Origin of the sequence: Rhizobium rhizogenes NBRC 13257 (assembly GCF_000696095.1) — a bacterium.
Taxonomy (GTDB): domain Bacteria; phylum Pseudomonadota; class Alphaproteobacteria; order Rhizobiales; family Rhizobiaceae; genus Rhizobium; species Rhizobium rhizogenes.
This window is the reverse complement of sequence record NZ_BAYX01000007.1, coordinates 436,568-455,306: the sequence shown is the minus strand read 5'-3', so window position 1 is coordinate 455,306 and position 18,739 is coordinate 436,568. Positions and strand designations below refer to the sequence as shown.

Below are 18,739 nucleotides of genomic sequence, written 5' to 3'. Positions count from 1 at the left end.
ATGGCCCGCATCGAGAAAATTGAACTGCGCATGGTCGACCTGCCGCCGAAGGTGAAGCGGACGGATGCGATCCAGAGCTTCGTTAGCCAGGAAACGCCGATCGTCACCATCACCGACAGCGATGGCGCAGTCGGCACCGGCTACAGCTATACGATCGGCACCGGCGGATCGTCGGTGATGCGGCTGTTGGCCGATCATCTGGCGCCGCTCTTGATCGGCGAGGATGCCGATTGCATCGAGGCGGTCTGGCATAAAATGGAGTTTGCCACCCACGCGACGACCATTGGCGCGATCACCGCACTGGCGCTTGCTGCGGTCGATACGGCGCTATGGGATCTGCGCGCCAGGAAGCAGAACCTGCCGCTCTGGAAACTTGCCGGCGGCGCCAGGGATCGTTGCCCGCTCTATACGACCGAGGGGGGCTGGCTGCATATCGACAAACAAGCCCTGGTCGAGGATGCGTTGCAGGCGCAGGCCAAGGGCTTCTCGGGCTCGAAGGTGAAGATCGGCAAGCCGCACGGCTCGGAGGATTATGATCGCCTGTCGGCCATGCGTCTGGCTCTGGGGTCCGGCTTCGAGATCATGACCGACTGCAATCAGGGCTTTACCGTCGATGAGGCCATCCGCCGCGCCGCGCGGTTGAAGGAGCTCGATCTCGCCTGGATCGAGGAGCCGCTGCCGGCCGACGATCTCGATGGTCATATCCGCCTGACCCGCTCGACGCCGACGCCGATTGCGGTTGGGGAATCCATCTATTCGATCCGGCATTTCCGCGAATATATGCAGAAGGGCGCCTGCTCGATCGTGCAAGTCGACGTCGCCCGCGTCGGCGGGGTCACGCCCTGGTTGAAAGTGGCACATGCGGCGGAAGCTTTCGACATTCCGGTCTGCCCGCATTTCCTGATGGAGCTGCATGTCAGCTTGGTCTGCGCCGTGCCGAACGGGAAATATGTCGAATACATCCCGCAGCTCGACGATCTCACCACCAAGGGCATGGACATCGTCGACGGCAAAGCGCTTGCGCCTTCTGAGCCGGGTATTGGCATCGAGTGGGATTGGGAGGCCGTGAAGGCGCGCTCAATCGGCGAATTCACCCGAGAAATCCACGGCTGAGGGAGAACACGGTCATGCAGCGGATGGGGATGGTGATCGGCCTGGAGCCGGCAAAGGTCGAGGAATACAAGCGCCTGCACGCGGCCGTCTGGCCGGAGGTCCTGGCGCTGATCTCCGAATGCAGTATCACCAACTATTCGATCTTCCTGAAGGAGCCGGAAAATCTGCTCTTCGGCTATTGGGAATATGTCGGCACGGATTTCGAGGCCGATATGGCCAAGATGGCGGCGAGCTCGAAGAACCAGGAATGGTGGTCGGTTTGTATCCCCTGCCAGAAGCCGCTCGAGACTCGCAAGGAGGGTGAGTGGTGGGCCATGATGGAGGAGGTGTTTCATCATGATTAGAGATTGGAATGGAGCGCGCCGCGAAGCGGCCACCTCCCCCTTGAGGCGGGAGGTGGCGCGGAACGCGCGGGTGGGGGTGACGCTTGGGATGCAGATGTTTGACTTTTTTGCTCTAGGAGAGATCACCCCACCCCGGACCTTCGGTCCGACCCTCCCCCTCAAGGGGAGGGTGTAATGACCTTCGATCCCCAATCCCTCCGCCAATGGTGGCCCAAGCCCAGTACCACACGTCCCATCGTGATCTTCGGTGCTGGCAGCATCGTTGGCGACGCCCATTTGCCGGCCTACAAGAAGGGTGGCTTTCCGGTTGTGGGTCTTTACGATCCAAATGCGGAAAAGGCGCAGGCCCTGGCGGATCAATGGGGCATCCGCGCTTTCACCACCGAGGCCGAGGCGCTGGCTGTCGAAGGGGCGATCTTCGACCTGGCGACGCCGCCAGCCGCCCATGCCGCCCTTCTTGCCAAGCTGCCGCGCGGCTCCTTTGCCCTGATCCAGAAGCCGATGGGTAGCGATCTTGCCGGGGCGACGGAGATACTGAAGGTCTGCCGCGAGCGCGATATCGAGGCGGCCGTCAATTTCCAGCTTCGCTTCGCACCGATGATGCTGGCGCTCCATGATGCGGTCGAGAAAGGCTATCTCGGGGAGGTCGTCGACTTCGACGCCTGGCTGGCGCTGGCGACACCCTGGGGGCTCTGGCCGTTTCTGAAAGGCCTACCGCGCATCGAGATTGCCATGCACTCGATCCACTATCTCGATTTCATTCGCGGCCTGCTCGGCAACCCCTTGGGCGTGCATGCCAAGACCATCGGCCATCCGAACCACGAGATGGCGCAGACGCGCACCGCCGCGATCCTTGATTATGGTGACAAGGTGCGCTGCGTGCTCTCGGTCAATCACGACCATGATTTCGGCCGCAAGTTCCAGGCGTGCGAGTTCCGCATCTCCGGCACCAAGGGTGCGGCCTATATCAAGCTCGGCGTCAATCTCGACTATCCGCGCGGCGAGCCGGACGAGCTGTGGATTAAGCCTGATGGCGGCAGCGACTGGGTCGAGGTGAAGCTCGAAGGCGCCTGGTTCCCGGATGCTTTCGTCAACCGCATGGCCAATCTGCAGCGCTTCGCCTCTGGCGAGGACAAAGAGCTGATCGGCTCCGTCGAGGATGCCTGGCAGACCATGGCGCTGGTCGAAGCCGCCTATCAATCGAGTGCCGCTCCGGCGACGCCGATTGCCGAACTTCCGAAGGCGTGAGCAATGGCTGAGCAAACGATCCATTTCGAAGACTATGAACTCGGCCATGTCAGGGTGACGACCGGGCGGACGATCACCGAGACGGATTTCGTGGTCCATGCCGGTCATACCGGCGATTTCTTTCCGCATCACATGGATGCGGAGTTCGCCAAGACACTGCCGGGCGGTCAGCGTATCGCGCATGGCACGATGATCTTCTCGATCGGCGTCGGACTGACGGCCTCGCTGATCAACCCTGTCGCTTTCTCTTATGGCTACGACCGGCTGCGCTTTATCCGGCCGGTCCACATCGGCGACACGATCCGCACACGGGTAACGATATCGGCCAAAGAGGACGATCCGAAGCGCCCGGCATCCGGCCGCGTTGTCGAGCGCTGCGAGGTGCTCAATCAGCGCGACGAGGTCGTGCTCGCCGCCGACCATATTCTGATCGTTGAGCGCAAGGTGGCAGGCTGATGGTGAAGCTCAAGGGAATGACCTGGTCGCATCCGCGCGGCTATGATCCGATGGTGGCCTGCTCGAAGCTCTGGCTGGAAAAGACTGGTGTGGAGATCGCCTGGGAAAAGCGTTCGCTGCAGGATTTCGAGACCTTTCCGGTCGAAGAGCTTGCCGCCGCTTACGACCTGATCGTCATCGATCACCCGCATGTCGGCCAGATCACCCGCGAAAACTGCCTGCTGCCGCTCGACGATGCGCAGCATGCCGGCGAACTTGCCGCCATCGCCGCCGGCACGGTCGGCCGCTCCTATCCGAGCTATCATTGGCAGGGCCGGCAATGGGCCTTCCCGATCGACGCAGCAACGCAAGTCCAGGCTTACCGACCCGATCGGTTGAGTGGGCCGATCACCGATCTTGCCGAGATCGTCAAGCTGGCGGCAAAGGGCAGGGCGATCCTGCCGATGCGCTCGCCGCATGTGCTGATGACTTTCTTCACCCTCGCGGCGCATCTCGGCACGTCTTGCAGTATCGAAGGCCCGGAATTTATCGCCAGGGCGGATGGCGAAGCCGTGCTCGACTGGATGGCGCGGATCCTCGGTGGCATGGATGCCCGATGCTATGACATGGACCCCATCGCTGTGTTCGACCTGATGGGGGAGATGGATAGCCCTTATGATGTTACGCCCTTCATCTACGGCTATGTCAGCTATTCTTTCGCCGGATTCCGACCGGCGCGTATCGCCTTTGCCGATATGCCGGTGATCGACGGCCGCGTTCCCAATGGATCGGCGCTCGGCGGTACGGGCATTGCCGTTTCGGCTGCGACGCGGGCGCCGGAAGAGGCAAAGGCCTTTGCGCGCTGGATCGCCGGCGGGCCGGTGCAGGTGGGTGCCTATGCCGAGAGCAACGGCCAGCCGGGCCATTCGGATGCCTGGGTCAGCGATGCCGTCAACGTGCCAGCGCTCGATTTCTATCGCAACACGCGGGCCACGCTGGAGGGCGCCTATGTCCGGCCACGTCATGACGGCTATATGGCGTTTCAAAGTGAGGCTTCGGACATTATTACCCATGGACTGCGCACCGCAGAGCGGCATACAGTCCTCATCGACAAACTCAACCGGCGCTTTGCGCAATCGTTTGAAGGCTAGAGTGGAATCGCTCTAGCTATCTGTTTTTGCTTGTTCTTATCCGGAGATGGCCTTGGGCTTCTCCAGATCGGAATCAAGCCATGGAGGAAAGGATCAGGATTATGGGTCACGGATTGGAAGGCAAGAAGGTCGTCATCACGGCGGCGGGTCAAGGCATCGGCCGGGCGACGGCGGAGCGCTTCATCTCGCTCGGCGCGCATGTCTACGCCACCGATATTAACGAGCAGACGCTCTCGACGCTGGAAGGTGCCAGCACGCATGTTTTGGACGTGCTCGACGGCGCGGCGGTCAAGACTTACGCCAGCGAAATCGGCCCGATCGACGTGCTTTTCAATTGCGCCGGCTTCGTGCACGCCGGCACCATCCTCGACTGCGAAGAGAAGGACTGGGATTTCTCCTTCAACCTCAATGCCAAGGCGATGTACACGACCTGCCGCACTTTCCTGCCGGGCATGCTGGAAAAGGGCAAGGGCTCGATCGTCAACATGGCGTCTGTCGCCTCCAGCGTGAAAGGCGTGCCGAACCGCTTTGCCTATTGCGCCTCCAAGGCCGCCGTCATCGGGCTTACCAAGTCGATCGCCGCCGATTTCGTCTCCAAGGGCATCCGCGCCAATGCTATTTGCCCCGGCACGGTCGACAGCCCTTCGCTGCATGATCGCCTGCGCGCCACCGGCGACTACGAAAAGGCAATGGCCGATTTCATTGCTCGCCAGCCGATGGGCCGCATCGCCAAGGCCACGGAAATCGCGGCGCTGGTAACCTATCTCGCCGGCGACGAGGCGGGCTTCACCACCGGCCAGATCCACGTCATCGACGGCGGCTGGACAGCCTGAGCGCCATCTTCTTTTGGATCGGAGGCTCCGCATTGCGGGGTCTCCTTTTATTTGCCACTCTCATCGGCGAATCGATGTCTGAGAGACGATTTGCAATCGGGAGAACGGCATGGGCGTGGACGGACAGCTGCATCGTTCCAGAGGCCTCGTGCTGCTACGCAAGCACCAGGTGATCCTCGTCGCCATTGCGATTGGCGTGGCGGTTTTCCTGCTTTTGACCTCGCGCACAGTGAACGCGGGCAATATGCTCATTGCGTGGAATGCGACCGCCATCATCTATATCGTGTTCAGCCTCTATCGCATGCTGACGGCCGACGCGCGTCTTATCCGCAAGCGTTCCGCCGATCTTGATTTTTCGGATGCGTTGCTGTTGTTCCTGTCGATCGCCGCGGCGGTTGCCAGCATTGGAGGCATCGCCCTGGATCTGCTCGGCATCAAGGATGCACCACCCGACGTCGCGTTTTTCCGCGTGGCGATGGCGATCGTGACGATCCTGATCTCCTGGGCATTCCTGCACATTCTTTTCACCATCCACTACGCGCACCGCTTTTATGGCGGGCCGGGCAAGGGGGAGGGACTGGTGTTCGCCGCGCCGGTGGAGGAGCCGATCTACTGGGACTTTCTCTATTTCTCCTTCACCATCGGTGTCGCTTCTCAGACCGCCGATATCGGCGTTTCCTCGGTCAGCATGCGCAAGCTGGTGCTGCTGCACTCCATCCTGTCGTTCCTGTTCAACACGACGATCCTGGCGCTGGCGATCAATGTCGGGGCGAGCCTGGTATAGCTCGCCCCCTTCGAGGCATTGCCGATTGTCACAGTACGGCGTTGCCAGCCATGACGGCCAGGATCAGGAAGACCAGGAAGACGATCAGGAAGATCGCGAAGAGCACACGGGCAATTGTCGCCGTTGCGGCGGAAACGCCCGAAAAGCCGAAAAAGCCGGCGATGAGGGAAATCACGAAAAATATAATGGCCCATTTCAGCATGCGGAAATCTCCTCTGCGTTGCGTTCAATAGAGACGCTTGAAACGGGAAATTGTTCCGATGCCGTTCTGATCGAGAGGCGAAGGCTGTGCCTCGTTCTACGAGAGCCCATCTCATCCGCTAAGGCGAAATGGGATCTGTATATGCGGCACCAGCCGGCCTTTCGCTTTGGCTCAGGGCGTTCGTTGCTGCAATCGACCCAGTGGGTCGATTGCTTCGGCTGCGCCGAACCGCTCCTCACCCGTGATTGATCATCACATGCCGCACGGCCGTGTAGTCCTCCAACGCGTAGACCGACATGTCCTTGCCATAGCCGGATTGCTTCAGCCCGCCATGCGGCATTTCGTTGACCAGCATGAAGTGGGTGTTGATCCAGGTGCAGCCATATTGCAGGCGGGCAGCCGTCTGCATGCCGCGGCTGACGTCCTTGGTCCAGACGGAGGAGGCGAGGCCGTAGTCGCTGTCATTGGCCCAGGCGACGGCGTCGTCGGGATTCGTGAAGCGGGTGACGGAGACGACGGGGCCGAAGACTTCGCGGCGGACGATCTCGTCATCCTGCGTCGCGCCGGCAACCACGGTTGGGGCGTAGAAGAAGCCGCGCTCGCCGGAGGTCTTGCCGCCGGTGGTGATCTCCATATGCTTGTGTTCGGCGGCGCGGGTGACGAAGCTTTCGACGCGGTCGCGCTGGCGCTTGGAAATCAGCGGCCCGATCTCGTTTTCGGTGTCGTCGGCGAGGTTGAACTTGATACTCGAGACGGCGGAGGTGAGATCCGCGACGAAATTGTCGTAGACCTTGGCGTCGGCGTAGATGCGGCAAGCGGCGGTGCAGTCCTGGCCGGCATTGTAATAGCCGAAGGTCCGGATGCCGGAGACCACGGCATCGATGTCGGCATCATCGAAGACGATGACCGGGGCCTTGCCGCCAAGTTCGAGATGCGTGCGCTTCACTGTCTTGGCAGCGGCCTGCAATACCTTTTTACCCGTCGCGACATCGCCGGTGATGGAGACCATGCCGATCTTCGGATGGTTGATCAGCGCGTTGCCGACGCTTTCGCCACGTCCGAGGATGACGTTGACGACGCCTTCGGGCAGGATGTCTGCCAGCAGCTTTGCCATCTTCAACGCCGTCAGCGGCGTCTGTTCGGAGGGTTTGAAGACGACGGTGTTGCCGCCGGCAATCGCCGGGGCCAGTTTCCAGGCCATCATCATCAGCGGATAGTTCCACGGCGCGATCGAGCCGACAATGCCGATCGGGTCGCGGCGGATCATCGAGGTGTGGCCGGGCAGATATTCGCCGGCGACCGGGCCATGCAGGTTGCGTACCGCGCCGGCGAAGAAGCGGTAGCAATCGACGATGGCGGGGATTTCGTCATTGAGGACGGCGTTGATCGGCTTGCCACAGTTGAGCGCTTCCAGTGCCGCGAAGCCTTCGGCCTCTCTTTCGATGGCGTCGGCGATCTTCAGCAGATAGGCGGAGCGTTGGCCGGGCGTCGTCTGCGACCAGCTCGTGAAGGCTTTTTCGGCGGCGTCGACGGCGGCATCGATCTGGCCGAGTGACGCCTCAGGCAGGTTGAGCACGGTCTCGCCGGTCTTCGGGTTGAGGATATGCTCTTCCGTCTCCGTGCCGGCCTCGAAGCGGGAGCCGATCAGCATCTGGGTGTCCATAATAATCTCCCTTTATTTGCCGCCGCCGGCGATCTGGTCGCCGTCGCGGGTAAGATAATAGGCTGCCAGGATCGGCAGGAAGGTGACGAGCACCACGACCATGGCGACGACATTGGTGACAGGGCGCTGGCGCGGGCGAATGAGTTCCTGCAGCATCCAGATCGGCAAGGTCATCTGCTGGCCGCCGGTGAAGGTGGTGACGATGACCTCATCGAAGGACAAGGCGAAGGCGAGCATGCCGCCTGCCAGCAGCGCCGTGCCGATATTCGGCAGGATGACATGGCGGAAGGTCTGGAAACCATCGGCGCCAAGGTCCATCGAGGCTTCGATCAGCGAACCGGAGGTGCGGCGGAAGCGGGCGACCGCATTGTTATAGACCACGACGACGCAGAAGGTGGCGTGGCCGAGAACGATGGTCCAGACCGAGAAGGGAATGTCGAACAGGCTGAAGGCCGAGCGCAGCGCGATGCCGGTGATGATACCGGGCAGTGCAATCGGCAGGATGACCAGCAGCGAGATTGCCTCACGGCCGAAGAACTTCGTCTGGCTGACGGCGGCGGCGCAGAGCGTGCCGAGCACCAGGGCGATTGCGGTCGCGATGGTCGCCACCTGCACGGACAGCGCCAGCGACGACCAGACGTCCGGCCGGTTCCAGGCAATGCCGAACCATTGCAGCGTGAAGCCCGGCGGCGGCCACTGATAGCTCTTCTCTTCCGTCGTGAAGGCATAGACGAAGATCAAGAGGATCGGCAGATGCAGGAAGAGCAGGCCGCAGGCGGCGGCGGTCTTCAGGGGCAGGGAGGCGCGTTGGCCGCGATCAGAGCGCATCGAAGGCCCCCTGCTTCTTGGCGATCCAGAGATAGATGGCCATGATGACGATCGGCACGACCGAGAAGGCGGCGGCCAGCGGCACATTGCCGGCCGTGCCCTGCTGCGCATAGACCGCCTGGCCGATGAAGAGGCGCGAGGAGCCGATGATCTGCGGGATGATGTAGTCGCCGAGCGTCAGCGAGAAGGTGAAGATCGAGCCGGCGACGATGCCGGGCAGTGCCAGCGGCAGCAGCACAGTGCGGAAGGTCTGGTTCGGCGCTGCACCGAGATCGGAGGAGGCTTCGAGCAGATTGGCCGGCACGCGCTCGAGAGCGGCCTGCGTCGGCAGGATCATATAGGGCAGCCAGATATAGACGAAGACAAGGAAGGTGCCGATATAGCTCACCGACAGTGAGTTGCCGCCGATGACGGGCAAAGCAAGTACGCTGTCGAGCAGCCAGCCGAGATAGAGCTTGCCGAAAAGCCAGGTCAGGATGCCCTCCTTGGCGAGGATCAGCTTCCAGGCGTAGACCTTGACCAGATAGCTCGACCAGAGCGGCAGCATGACGCCGAGATAGAACAGCGCCTTCCATTTTCCCTGTGCGTAGCGCGCCGCATAATAGGCGATGGGGAAGGCGACGAAGGCGGAGGCCACGGTTACCAGCGCCGCCATGACGACGGTGCGGACGATGATGTCGAAATTGGCGGAATTCAGCAGCTGCGCATAGGTGGACAGCGTGAATTCGTAATTCACCATTCCGGAGAAATCGTCGATCGAGAAGAAGCTCTGCAGCAGCAGGGCGATCAGCGCTCCGATATAGATGATGCCGAGCCAGAGGAGCGGAGGCGTCAGCATCAAGAAGAGGAAGAGTTTCGGACGGCGCCAGAAGAGATCCGAAAGGCGGCCGAAGAACCCGCCGCGGCTTGGCAGGATCGAGGTGGGAGCCGGCGCAGCTGTGGTGATGCTCGCCATCGTCATGCGGCGTCGTCCATATAGTGCACGTCGGCGGGTGCCCAGGCGAGGCGGATCGAGGCGCCGGGTTCCGGGATCGGCTGACCGGCCGGCACGGTGACATGCAGCCGCGTGCCGTGTGCTTCGACGGAGAGGCGGGTAGCGGCGCCGAGGAAGCTGGTTGCCTGCACGGTGGCGGCAAGGCCGGCACTGTCGCCAAGACGAATGGCCTCGGGCCGCAGGCTCGCCCAGCGGCGCTCGCCGCCAAGCGATGACATCGTCTCGGGTGCGATTACGTTGGAGGAACCGACGAAATCAGCGACGAATCTGGTCTTCGGCCGCTGATAGATGTCGTGCGGCGTGCCTTCCTGCACGATCTTGCCATTGTTGAAGACGGCGACGCGGTCGGCCATGGAAAGCGCCTCGCCCTGATCATGGGTGACGAAGACGAAGGTTATGCCGAGCGCCCGTTGCAGGCTCTTCAGCTCTTCCTGCATCTGCTCACGCAGTTTTAGGTCGAGCGCGCCGAGCGGCTCGTCGAGAAGAAGGACTTTCGGCTTGTTGACGAGCGCGCGGGCGAGTGCCACGCGCTGGCGTTGGCCGCCGGAGAGCTGGCCAGGGCGGCGGGCGCCGTAGCCCGGCAGTTTCACCATTTCCAGCGCCTGTTCGGCAGCCTTCCACCGCTCGGCCTTGCCGATACCCTTGACCATCAGCCCGTAAGCGACGTTGTCGAGGATGTTGAGGTGCGGAAACAGGGCGTAGTCCTGAAACACGGTGTTGACGTTGCGCCGATAGGGCGGCACACCCTCGGCGGTCTCGCCGAAAATCTCAATATGGCCACCGGTCGGCTGCTCGAAACCGGCAATCAATCTCAGGCAGGTGGTCTTGCCGGAGCCGGAGGGGCCGAGCATGGCGAAGAATTCACCGGGAGCGATCTCCAGATCGACGTGGTCGACGGCGCGGACCTGGCCGAAATGGCGCGATACCTGCTGGAAACGAACGGCGGTCATGGGGTGCTCCAAGGATATGCAGAGATGACGGGGCATATATTTCCACCTTGCCTTCTCTCTTCAGAGGAGGGCTTGGCGAGGCGACGAGGGGCTTAGTATGCCGCTCCCCTCATCGTCCCGGCGGGATCGCCACTCCTCGCGGTGGAGAGGCGATCGCCGTGATCGGCGTGAGCTATCTGCCCCCAATCACGCCGATATAGTCGGAAACCCAGCGATGGTAAGGCACGCATTCGCTCTCGCTCGTGCACTTGGCGACCGGGGTTTTCCAGAACTTGATCTTGTCGAAGTGGTCGTAGCCGTTGGTTGCGCAACCGCTGTCGGTCAAGAGCTCGTTGCCTTTGCAGGCGGCGGGAACCGAGGGCACCGCGCCGAACCAGGCGGCGGCGTCGCCTTGGACCTTGGCCTGAAGCGAGTGTTCCATCCACATATAGGCGCAGTTCGGGTGCTCGCTGTCGACATGCAGCATGGTGGTATCGGCCCAACCGGTCGCGCCTTCATCGGGGAAGGTCGAGGCGATCTTTTGCTTGTCGGCCTGCAGCAGGTTCACCTGGAACGGCCAGGAGCCGGAGGCGACGACGCCTTCGTTCTTGAAATCGTCCGTCTGGATCATCGCGTCATGCCAATAGCGGCTGACGAGCTTGCGCTGGCCGCGCAGCAGGTCGAGGGCTGCCTTATACTGGTCTTCGTTGAGTTCGTAAGGATCCTTGATACCGAGCTCCGGCTTGTGGGCCATCAGGTAAAGAGCGGCGTCGGCGATGTAGATCGGACCATCATAGGCCTGGACACGGCCCTTGTTGGACTTACCGTCCGGCAGGGTCATTTCTTCGAAGACGACGTTCCAGCTCTTCGGCGCCTGATCCTTGAAGGCGTCGGTATTGTACATCAGCACGTTCGGCCCCCAGAGATAGGGTACGCCATAATGGACGCCGTTGACGGTATGCCATGGCGCATTTTTCAACCGATCGTCGAGGTTTTTCCAGCTTGGGATGAGGTCGGTGTTGATCGGCTGGACGCGCTTGCCGGCAACGAGACGCAGCGATGCATCGCCCGAGGCGGTGACGAGGTCGAAGCCGCCTTCGTTCATCAGCGCCACCATTTCATCCGATGTCGCGGCGGTCTTGACGCTGACCTTGCAGCCGGTCTCCTTTTCGAAGCCTGTGACCCAGTCGTAATTCTTGTCGCTCTCACCGCGCTCGATATAGCCGGCCCAGGCAACGATGCTGACGGCGCCTTCGCCCTTGCCGAGCGTCTTCAGCGGCTCAGCGGCAATGACCTGCGTGGCGAAACTTAAGGATGCGAGTGCGACCGTGCATGATTTCAGCAAATGCTTCATCGGAGTCTCCCGGTTTTTGAGCCAGTTGCTACTGGAGCCAGTGTCTGGCGTTTTGTTCCCGGAGAAAAAGGTGACGCGATTTTGCCGTATTCGCAAATTCATTTATCAGAAAGTCGATATCGGAATTTCCGATAGGTTCCCTTATTTGATTGAGCGTGATCTCGTTCGAAAACCGCTTCACAGTTTTCGGGATCACGCTCGCCTATCGCTGCCGCCCCGAGCGCATGCTTTCGGCGACACCGACGAAATCGCGGGCTGCTTGGGGCAGGCTGGAGCCCTTGCGCCAGACCATGCCGACCTGGACTACCGGCAGCGAGCCGGAGACGTCGCGGCTTTCGATGCGATCACCTTCCAGCGACCAGGGGCGGTAGACGAGGTCCGGCAGAAGCGCCACGCCGGCGCCGGTGGCGACCAGGCTGCGCACGGCCTCGACGGAGCGCGTGCGAAAGGCCACATGCGGGCGGGCGCCAAGTGCTGTCAGCAGCTTACCGGTGTTTTCCTCGATCTCGTCGATGGTCAGCATGATCAGCGGTTCGCGGGTGATGTCGGCGACGCTGATGATATCGGCGGAAACCAGCGGATGGCCCATGGGCAGCCAGAGGCGGTAGGGGGATGTCTCGATGATTTCGGCCTGCAGCGCCATGCGGTCGCGCAGGTTGGAAATGACCATAACAGCGACGTCGAGCTCGCCACCGACCAGAAGATGTTCGAGATAGCCGCCATTATCTTCGATAGCGCTGACCTCGACGCCGGGGCAGACGCGGCGATAGCGTGCCAGCAGGTCGGACAGCACATAGCCGGCGACAAGCGAGGTGACGCCGATGTTCAAGGTGCCGCCGGTCGCATTCTGCTGGCCGGAAAAGCTGGTGCGGGCGTCGGAAACGGTCGAGAGGATCTTCGTTGCGTGGCGCAGGAACTGGTGGCCGTTATGGGTGATGGAGAGGCCGCGGGGATGACGGTCGAACAACTCGACGCCGAGATCGCTTTCCAGTTCTTTCAGGGCTTCGGTGACGGAGGATTGCGAGATCGACAGGTTTTGCGCGGCGCGGGTGACCGAGCCCTGTTCCGCCACGGCGACGAAATACTGAAGCTGTCTCAAGGTGAACGCCATGTCCCGGTTAGAGCATGGCCGAACCGTAGAAGGCAAGCGCCGGCATCGGCCTGAAAAATCTGGACCTTTTTTGGTAAAAGCAGCGAGAGTGACACAAGTTTCATCTCTGTTTTAAGCATTCCGAAACGCCGCATCCCTAACGTGAGGATCAATCACCTTGTCGCGTTGGAGTGCTTTATGCTGGAGCAGTTGGCGTGAGCGCCTTACTGCATATTTTCCGGTCCCCCCGGAAGCTTGTCGTCCTCATCGGCGGAGTGGCCTTGTTGATAGGCTCCTCCGGCGCTTTCGCGCTTTATCTGGGCAAGGACAGGCTCCAGGGTTTTGTCTCGGCCTCCCCAAATGGCCTCGAGTGCAGCGACGTTAGCCTCATCACCATCCGCAAGGAAAATCGCTTCTGGGTGCGCAAATATATCCGCACGGATCCGACCGATGGCCTGACGCGTGTGAAAACAGCATTACGTGTCGCCAAAGCCGTTTATGAGGAGCAGAAGCCGGATCTCGTCCAGGTGGTGGTTCTCGACAAGAATGGGCCGACGTTGCGATCCGATATTCGCGGCCGGGCGCTGGGCGCCGATGTCGTCTATGTTCCGCATCCCGACAAGGTCGCGGGTGGCGCCGTCGAGGCGCCGGTCACGGCGCGTTATTACAATGGCGGCGCAAGTGCCCAGGGTCTGTTCTATGGCGAGCAGATCAACATGCTGCCCACCGATATCGACGAGACGCTGGCGGCGCTGAAAAATTACAGCGATTGCGACAATCCGCTGGCAGCCGAGAACGAAAAGGGCGACGCCAAGACGGATAAGCGTAAGGCCGCAATGGCGGCGGAAGAGAAGGCGGCAGCCAAGGAAGCCGCCCATGCTCCGCCTAAACCCCACGAGCCCGCGACGACCGGCAACGTACCGCCCGAGACTGATAAAGGCGATGAATTCATCGGCGTGGATGCCACTGACCCGAAGGCGGCACCGCCGCTGGGTCTCGACCCGACAATGACGGGCGCCAGCAGCCGGCCGTCGCCGGTGACGAACTGAGCCGGCCTAACGTCGCCGCTTCTGAAGATACTTAGTCCGCCAGATGCTTTTCGCCGATGGCCTGATAGAGCGCGAACAGCGCCTCGTGAACATTGCCGGCGAGACGGTAGAATTCCGGATCGGCGAGGATGGCGGGGTGTTGCAGCAGGTGATCGTCGGTCATGTCGAGCATGAGTGAGGCCGTATGCATTGCCTCATGGCAGCCGAAGGTCCCTGGTACGAATTGAGACAGATCAACATCGCCGATTTCGGCAAGATCGGCCAGCCGCTGCTGTTCGTTATCGGTGTCTGCGGTCGTGTTGTCGGTCATGGATTGGCACCTTTGATTTGGCGCGGCGAAGACGTCACCGCAGTTGGCGGGACTTATACGCCATCTGGAGGCAATGGCCACCCGTAACCGCAATTGGTTCAGAGGTTCTCCGAGGTTACGGTGAGAAAGCGCACGGGCTCGGCGCTGACCTCGACGTCGATCAGGCCCAATGTCTTCAACGTCAGGTCGATCGATCGGCGCGCCTGGATCTCCGGCGCCTGATCCAGCACGATCGACAGGATGCCCTGGCGCAGGTAGCTGCGTGTCTGCTCGGTCAGTTCATGGCCGACCCAGAAGGTCCCTCGTTGCCGGTTTTGCCGGAGAACGGATGCAACCGCGACATTGTCGCCGCCGGCGCTGTAGACGCCGATAATGCTGGGGTCGCGGTCAAGTGCATTGCGCAGCAGCTCCATGGCATTGTGCTCGTCGTCGAGATCGAACATCACCTCGGTGAAGGCGTGGGCGTTCGAGCCCTGTTCGGCGAGATAGGCGGAGAACCCGCGGATGCGCTCTTTGTGGTTCTCGTAGGCACCGCTATGGCAGAGCGCGACGAAGGCGCCCGCCTGTCCGGCTAGCATGCGTGACATATAGTAGGCGGCGGTGCGGCCGGCCGCATAGTTGTCGATCCCGACATAGGGCAGCTCCGGCGCCGGGCGGGTCATGATCTGGACGACGGGAATCCCGAGTTCGCGTGCCTGTCTGACGCTTGTGACCACGTCCGGGTGGTCCGGCGCGACGACGATCAGCGCCGATCTGCGGACTTTCGGATTGGCGATATAGTGGGCGAAGTCCACCGGATCGTTTTCCCGGGCAAAGGTGCGGTGAACGACGATGCCATGGTCGAGTGAGGCGGCGATGCGCTCAAAAGCCTGGTTCATCCGCGAATAGAAGCTGGTCTCCGGCCGCACCAGGATCACCTCGATCCGGATCAGGCTGCGATGGGCATTCGACAGCCCATGCCGGTAGTTCAGCCTTTTTGCGGCGAGAAACACCTTTTCCACGGTTTCCGGCCTGACGCCGCCACGGCCATTGACGACTCGCTCGACCGTGGCTGTGCCGACGCCGGCCTCTTCCGCCACATCCTTCAAGGTGACCTTCGTCATCCCGTTCCTCCGACAGCAGTAGTTCAGCCCTGCATCCGTGCTGCCCTACGCCAATGATCAAATTTGATCAAGGAAGGATTGGAGAGTCGCCACGGCGCGGGCCTATCCTCCGGGCAATTCGGGAGGAAAACCGAATCTCAAAACGATCCAGACGAAAGAGCATCCGCTGGCCTGTTCATGGTCACGCCGGATGACGGAGGAGCCCCATGAAGATCGCACTCGACCCGCATATGCACCGGCACCTGCCGCTCGATCAGCTTTGCCGTAAGGCAGCGGAGCTTGGCTATGACCATATTGAATTGTCGCCGCGCGACGACTTCCTTCCCTGGTGGGTGCGGCCGCGTGCCCACAAGGAACGCATCGTCGAATTCAAGTCGGCGCTAAAGGACCACGGCGTCAAGCTCGCATCGCTCCTGCCGATGTATCGCTGGGCAAGCCCGCATGAAGATGAGCGGCAGGCGGCGGTCAGCTATTGGAAGGAAGCGATCCGGATCGCCGTCGAGATGGATTGCGACACGATGAACTCGGAATTCGGCCGAGGCCCTTCGCCGGACCGGAGCCACCGCTCCAATTGCTGCGGCGGCATGCATACCCACGAACACAGCGAGGCGGCCTGGTGGCGCTCGATCGAGGAACTCGTTCCGGTCTTCGAAAAGGAAGGCGTGACCCTCAACATGGAGCCGCATCCGGAAGACTGGTGCGAGACGCTGCATCCGGCGATCGACATGCTGAAGACGATTGGTTCCGACAAGGTGAAGTTCCTCTACTGCGCACCGCACACCTTCTATTTCGGCGATGACATGGCGAAGATGATCCGCGATGCGGGTCCGCTGATCAACCATGTGCATGTGGCCGACACCTATAATCACAAGGCATCCTCGGGCCTTCGCTACATCGTCAATCCGCCGGGCGCGAAGGTGACGATCCACCAGCACATGGACATGTACCAGGGCGAGATCGACTGGGATGTCTTCTTCTCGTCGCTGGCGGCGGTCGGCTTCGACGGCATCGTCACGGCCTGCGTCTTCGGCTGGGAAGAGCGGGCTGACGCTTCCGGAAAGTTCATGCGCTCGGAAATCCAGACCTACGTCGACAAATACTGGCCAGCGAAACGCGCCTGATCACCGGCCGCCGTTCGACCTTACCGATATCAGACAGGGAATGACCCCGTGACCATCACGATTACGACTGCTCCATGCTGCTGGGGCGTGGACGACGTTAAAAATCCGAACCTGCCCGCCTGGGAGCGCGTCTTCGACGAAGCTGCCGCTGCCGGCTATGGCGGTCTTGAACTTGGGCCATACGGCTATGTGCCACTCGACCATTGGCGGGTCGCCGGGGCGCTCTCAGAGCGCAATCTCTTCATCGTCGCCGGAACGATCTTCGACGATCTGGTTTCTCCGGACAATCGCCAGAACCTGCTCCGGCAGACGGACGAGATCTGCGCCGTGATCACCAGGCTGCCACAGCCGGAGCAGGTAGACGGCCAGCGGTTCAAGACGCCCTATCTGACCGTCATGGACTGGGGTCATGACGAGAGGGATTACGCCGCCGGTCATTCCGACCGCGCGCCGCGGCTCTCCGACAAGGACTGGGCCGGCATGGTCGCCAACATCAAGGCCATCGCCGAGCTTGCCCGGGACAAATACGGTGTCCGCGCTGTCATCCATCCCCATGCCGGCGGCTATATCGAGTTCGCCGACGAGATCGAGCGGATCGCCAGGGATATACCGGCGAAAACGGCGGGCTTCTGCCTTGATACCGGCCACACCTATTATGCCGGCATGGATCCCGTGGAGACGTTGCGCCGCTATGCGGACCGGCTCGACTACGTCCATTTCAAGGATATCGACCAGGTTGTGTTCGAGCGCGTGCTCGGCGAGAAGATCCGCTTCTTCGAGGCTTGCGCCCAGGGCGTCATGTGCCCGATCGGCCGGGGCATCATCGACTATCCCGAGGTGAAGCGGGCACTCGACGAGATCGGCTATCACGGTTTCATCACCGTCGAGCAGGAGCGCGATCCGTTGAGCGTTGCGGGGAGCCTCGAGGATGTGAAGGAAAGCCGCGATTATCTGCGGTCGGTCGGCTTCTAGGAACAGGGAATAGGGTAATGTCAGGACTGAAGAGAAAGCCGATCCGCTGGGGCATGGTCGGAGGCGGGCGCGGCAGCCAGATCGGCTATATCCATCGCTCGGCGGCACTTAGGGACAGCATATTCGAACTCGTGGCCGGCGCCTTCGATATCGACCCGGAGCGTGGTCGTGCCTTCGGTGTGGAGCTTGGGCTCGACGAAGCGCGCAGCTATCCGGATTATCTGACGATGTTTGCCGCAGAGGCCAAGCGGCCAGATGGCATCGAGGCTGTCTCGATCGCGACCCCGAACAACACCCATTTCGCCATCTGCAAGGCGGCGCTCGAGCATGATCTGCATGTCGTCTGCGAGAAGCCGCTTTGCTTCACCGTTGCCGAGGCAGACGAGCTGAAGGCGCTTTCGCAGGTGCGGAACCGCATCGTCGGCGTCACCTATGGTTATGCCGGGCACCAGATGATCGAGCAGGCGCGGGCCATGGTGAGGAATGGCGATCTCGGCGAGATCCGTATCGTCAATCTGCAGTTCGCCCATGGTTTCCATAGTGCGGCGGTCGAGGAGCTGAACCCATCCACGCGCTGGCGCGTCGATCCCAATTTTGCGGGTCCGAGCTATGTGCTCGGCGATGTCGGGACGCATCCGCTCTATATCTCGGAAGTCATCCTGCCACATTTGAAGATCAAGCGCTTGATGTGCACGCGCCAGAGCTTCGTCAAAAGCCGGGCGCCGCTTGAGGACAATGCCGTGACCCTGATGGAATACGACAACGGCGCGCTCGCAACCGTCTGGTCGAGCGCCGTCAATGCCGGCTCCATGCATGGCCAGAAGGTCCGTATCGTCGGATCGAAGGCGAGCGTCGAATGGTGGGACGAGCGTCCCAATCAGCTCTCCTACGAGATCCAGGGCGAGCCGGTGCGTGTCCTCGAGCGCGGCATGGACTATCTCTATCCGGAGGCCCGGATCGACGACCGTATCGGCGGCGGTCATCCGGAGGGTCTGTTCGAAGCCTGGGCCAATCTTTACCGTCGCTTCGGTTTTGCCATCGATGGGCAGCGTGGCCTCGCGCCGGCCGGAATGGAAGGGCTCGGCTTTCCCGATGTCCATGCCGGCCTTGAGGGCGTGCGATGGGTGGAGAACTGCGTGCGCTCCGCCGATGCCGGCGCCGTCTGGGTAGACTACGAATAACGCTGTCGAATGAACGATAAAGGCCGCCATGGGTT

Annotated in this window: 20 protein-coding genes; 11 read left to right on the top strand and 9 right to left on the bottom strand. The window is 61.5% G+C overall.

Annotated features, from left to right (window positions below):
• The 7 genes from RRH01S_RS18520 (at position 1) to RRH01S_RS18485 (ending at position 5,908) form a co-directional block, all read left to right on the top strand.
• Positions 1 to 1,113, top strand: a complete 1,113-nt coding sequence (locus RRH01S_RS18520; RefSeq protein WP_012652435.1) for a mandelate racemase/muconate lactonizing enzyme family protein — start codon at positions 1 to 3, stop codon at positions 1,111 to 1,113.
• Between the two features lie 14 nt (positions 1,114 to 1,127).
• The gene (locus RRH01S_RS18515; protein ID WP_034517469.1) at positions 1,128 to 1,457 is read left to right on the top strand and encodes an L-rhamnose mutarotase; all 330 of its coding nucleotides are present in this window, start codon (positions 1,128 to 1,130) and stop codon (positions 1,455 to 1,457) included.
• 174 nt (positions 1,458 to 1,631) lie between these two features.
• Entirely contained in the window at positions 1,632 to 2,705 is a 1,074-nt protein-coding gene (locus RRH01S_RS18505) for a Gfo/Idh/MocA family protein (protein WP_012652433.1), read from the top strand.
• Positions 2,706 to 2,708: 3 nt separating this feature from the next.
• A complete protein-coding gene (locus RRH01S_RS18500) occupies positions 2,709 to 3,161 on the top strand; it encodes a MaoC/PaaZ C-terminal domain-containing protein (RefSeq protein WP_012652432.1) in 453 nt (150 codons plus the stop codon).
• A complete protein-coding gene (locus RRH01S_RS18495; RefSeq protein ID WP_174158326.1) occupies positions 3,158 to 4,291 on the top strand; it encodes an extracellular solute-binding protein in 1,134 nt (377 codons plus the stop codon). The genes RRH01S_RS18500 and RRH01S_RS18495 overlap by 4 nt, the downstream gene beginning before the upstream one ends.
• A 101-nt stretch (positions 4,292 to 4,392) precedes the next feature.
• Positions 4,393 to 5,124 carry an SDR family oxidoreductase gene (locus RRH01S_RS18490; protein WP_012652430.1) on the top strand — a complete coding sequence of 244 codons (732 nt, stop codon included), beginning with the start codon at positions 4,393 to 4,395 and terminating at the stop codon, positions 5,122 to 5,124.
• A 109-nt stretch (positions 5,125 to 5,233) separates the two neighbouring features.
• Positions 5,234 to 5,908, top strand: a complete 675-nt coding sequence (locus RRH01S_RS18485) for a DUF1345 domain-containing protein (protein ID WP_007700674.1) — start codon at positions 5,234 to 5,236, stop codon at positions 5,906 to 5,908.
• Positions 5,909 to 5,936: 28 nt separating this feature from the next.
• Here RRH01S_RS18485 and RRH01S_RS33540 read toward each other — a convergent pair whose 3' ends face one another.
• The 7 genes from RRH01S_RS33540 to RRH01S_RS18450 form a co-directional block, all read right to left on the bottom strand.
• Positions 5,937 to 6,110, bottom strand: coding sequence for a DUF1328 domain-containing protein (locus tag RRH01S_RS33540; protein ID WP_007700677.1), 174 nt, complete (start codon positions 6,108 to 6,110; stop codon positions 5,937 to 5,939).
• Between the two features lie 235 nt (positions 6,111 to 6,345).
• Positions 6,346 to 7,773 carry a gamma-aminobutyraldehyde dehydrogenase gene (locus tag RRH01S_RS18475; RefSeq protein WP_042473460.1) on the bottom strand — a complete coding sequence of 476 codons (1,428 nt, stop codon included), beginning with the start codon at positions 7,771 to 7,773 and terminating at the stop codon, positions 6,346 to 6,348.
• A 12-nt stretch (positions 7,774 to 7,785) separates the two neighbouring features.
• Complete coding sequence (locus tag RRH01S_RS18470) at positions 7,786 to 8,601, bottom strand: ABC transporter permease (RefSeq protein WP_012652428.1); 816 nt, start codon at positions 8,599 to 8,601, stop codon at positions 7,786 to 7,788.
• Positions 8,591 to 9,562 carry an ABC transporter permease gene (locus RRH01S_RS18465; protein WP_012652427.1) on the bottom strand — a complete coding sequence of 324 codons (972 nt, stop codon included), beginning with the start codon at positions 9,560 to 9,562 and terminating at the stop codon, positions 8,591 to 8,593. The genes RRH01S_RS18470 and RRH01S_RS18465 overlap by 11 nt, the downstream gene beginning before the upstream one ends.
• The gene (locus tag RRH01S_RS18460; protein WP_034517483.1) at positions 9,559 to 10,545 is read right to left on the bottom strand and encodes an ABC transporter ATP-binding protein; all 987 of its coding nucleotides are present in this window, start codon (positions 10,543 to 10,545) and stop codon (positions 9,559 to 9,561) included. Before RRH01S_RS18460 ends, RRH01S_RS18465 begins: the two co-directional genes overlap by 4 nt.
• Positions 10,546 to 10,717: 172 nt before the next feature.
• Positions 10,718 to 11,878 (bottom strand): ABC transporter substrate-binding protein, encoded by a 1,161-nt coding sequence (locus RRH01S_RS18455; protein WP_012652425.1) that lies wholly within the window; start codon positions 11,876 to 11,878, stop codon positions 10,718 to 10,720.
• A 202-nt stretch (positions 11,879 to 12,080) separates the two neighbouring features.
• Complete coding sequence (locus tag RRH01S_RS18450) at positions 12,081 to 12,989, bottom strand: LysR family transcriptional regulator (protein ID WP_012652424.1); 909 nt, start codon at positions 12,987 to 12,989, stop codon at positions 12,081 to 12,083.
• Positions 12,990 to 13,183: 194 nt separating this feature from the next.
• Between RRH01S_RS18450 and RRH01S_RS18445 the strand changes: the two genes are divergently transcribed.
• Positions 13,184 to 14,017: a hypothetical protein gene (locus tag RRH01S_RS18445; RefSeq protein WP_012652423.1), complete on the top strand. Its 834-nt coding sequence runs from the start codon at positions 13,184 to 13,186 to the stop codon at positions 14,015 to 14,017.
• Positions 14,018 to 14,048: 31 nt separating this feature from the next.
• Here RRH01S_RS18445 and RRH01S_RS18440 read toward each other — a convergent pair whose 3' ends face one another.
• Together RRH01S_RS18440 and RRH01S_RS18435 are read right to left on the bottom strand one after the other, a co-directional pair.
• The gene (locus RRH01S_RS18440; protein ID WP_007700707.1) at positions 14,049 to 14,327 is read right to left on the bottom strand and encodes a hypothetical protein; all 279 of its coding nucleotides are present in this window, start codon (positions 14,325 to 14,327) and stop codon (positions 14,049 to 14,051) included.
• Positions 14,328 to 14,425: 98 nt separating this feature from the next.
• Positions 14,426 to 15,430 (bottom strand): LacI family DNA-binding transcriptional regulator, encoded by a 1,005-nt coding sequence (locus RRH01S_RS18435; protein ID WP_012652421.1) that lies wholly within the window; start codon positions 15,428 to 15,430, stop codon positions 14,426 to 14,428.
• Positions 15,431 to 15,636: 206 nt separating this feature from the next.
• Here RRH01S_RS18435 and RRH01S_RS18430 point away from each other — a divergent pair, with 206 nt between their 5' ends.
• From RRH01S_RS18430 to RRH01S_RS18420, 3 genes are read left to right on the top strand one after another with little or no spacing between them, the layout of a single operon-like run.
• Positions 15,637 to 16,551, top strand: a complete 915-nt coding sequence (locus tag RRH01S_RS18430) for a sugar phosphate isomerase/epimerase family protein (RefSeq protein ID WP_012652420.1) — start codon at positions 15,637 to 15,639, stop codon at positions 16,549 to 16,551.
• A 48-nt stretch (positions 16,552 to 16,599) separates the two neighbouring features.
• Entirely contained in the window at positions 16,600 to 17,523 is a 924-nt protein-coding gene (locus tag RRH01S_RS18425; RefSeq protein WP_012652419.1) for a sugar phosphate isomerase/epimerase family protein, read from the top strand.
• 17 nt (positions 17,524 to 17,540) lie between these two features.
• Positions 17,541 to 18,704 (top strand): Gfo/Idh/MocA family protein, encoded by a 1,164-nt coding sequence (locus RRH01S_RS18420; RefSeq protein ID WP_012652418.1) that lies wholly within the window; start codon positions 17,541 to 17,543, stop codon positions 18,702 to 18,704.
• The last annotated feature ends 35 nt before the right edge of the window (positions 18,705 to 18,739 follow it).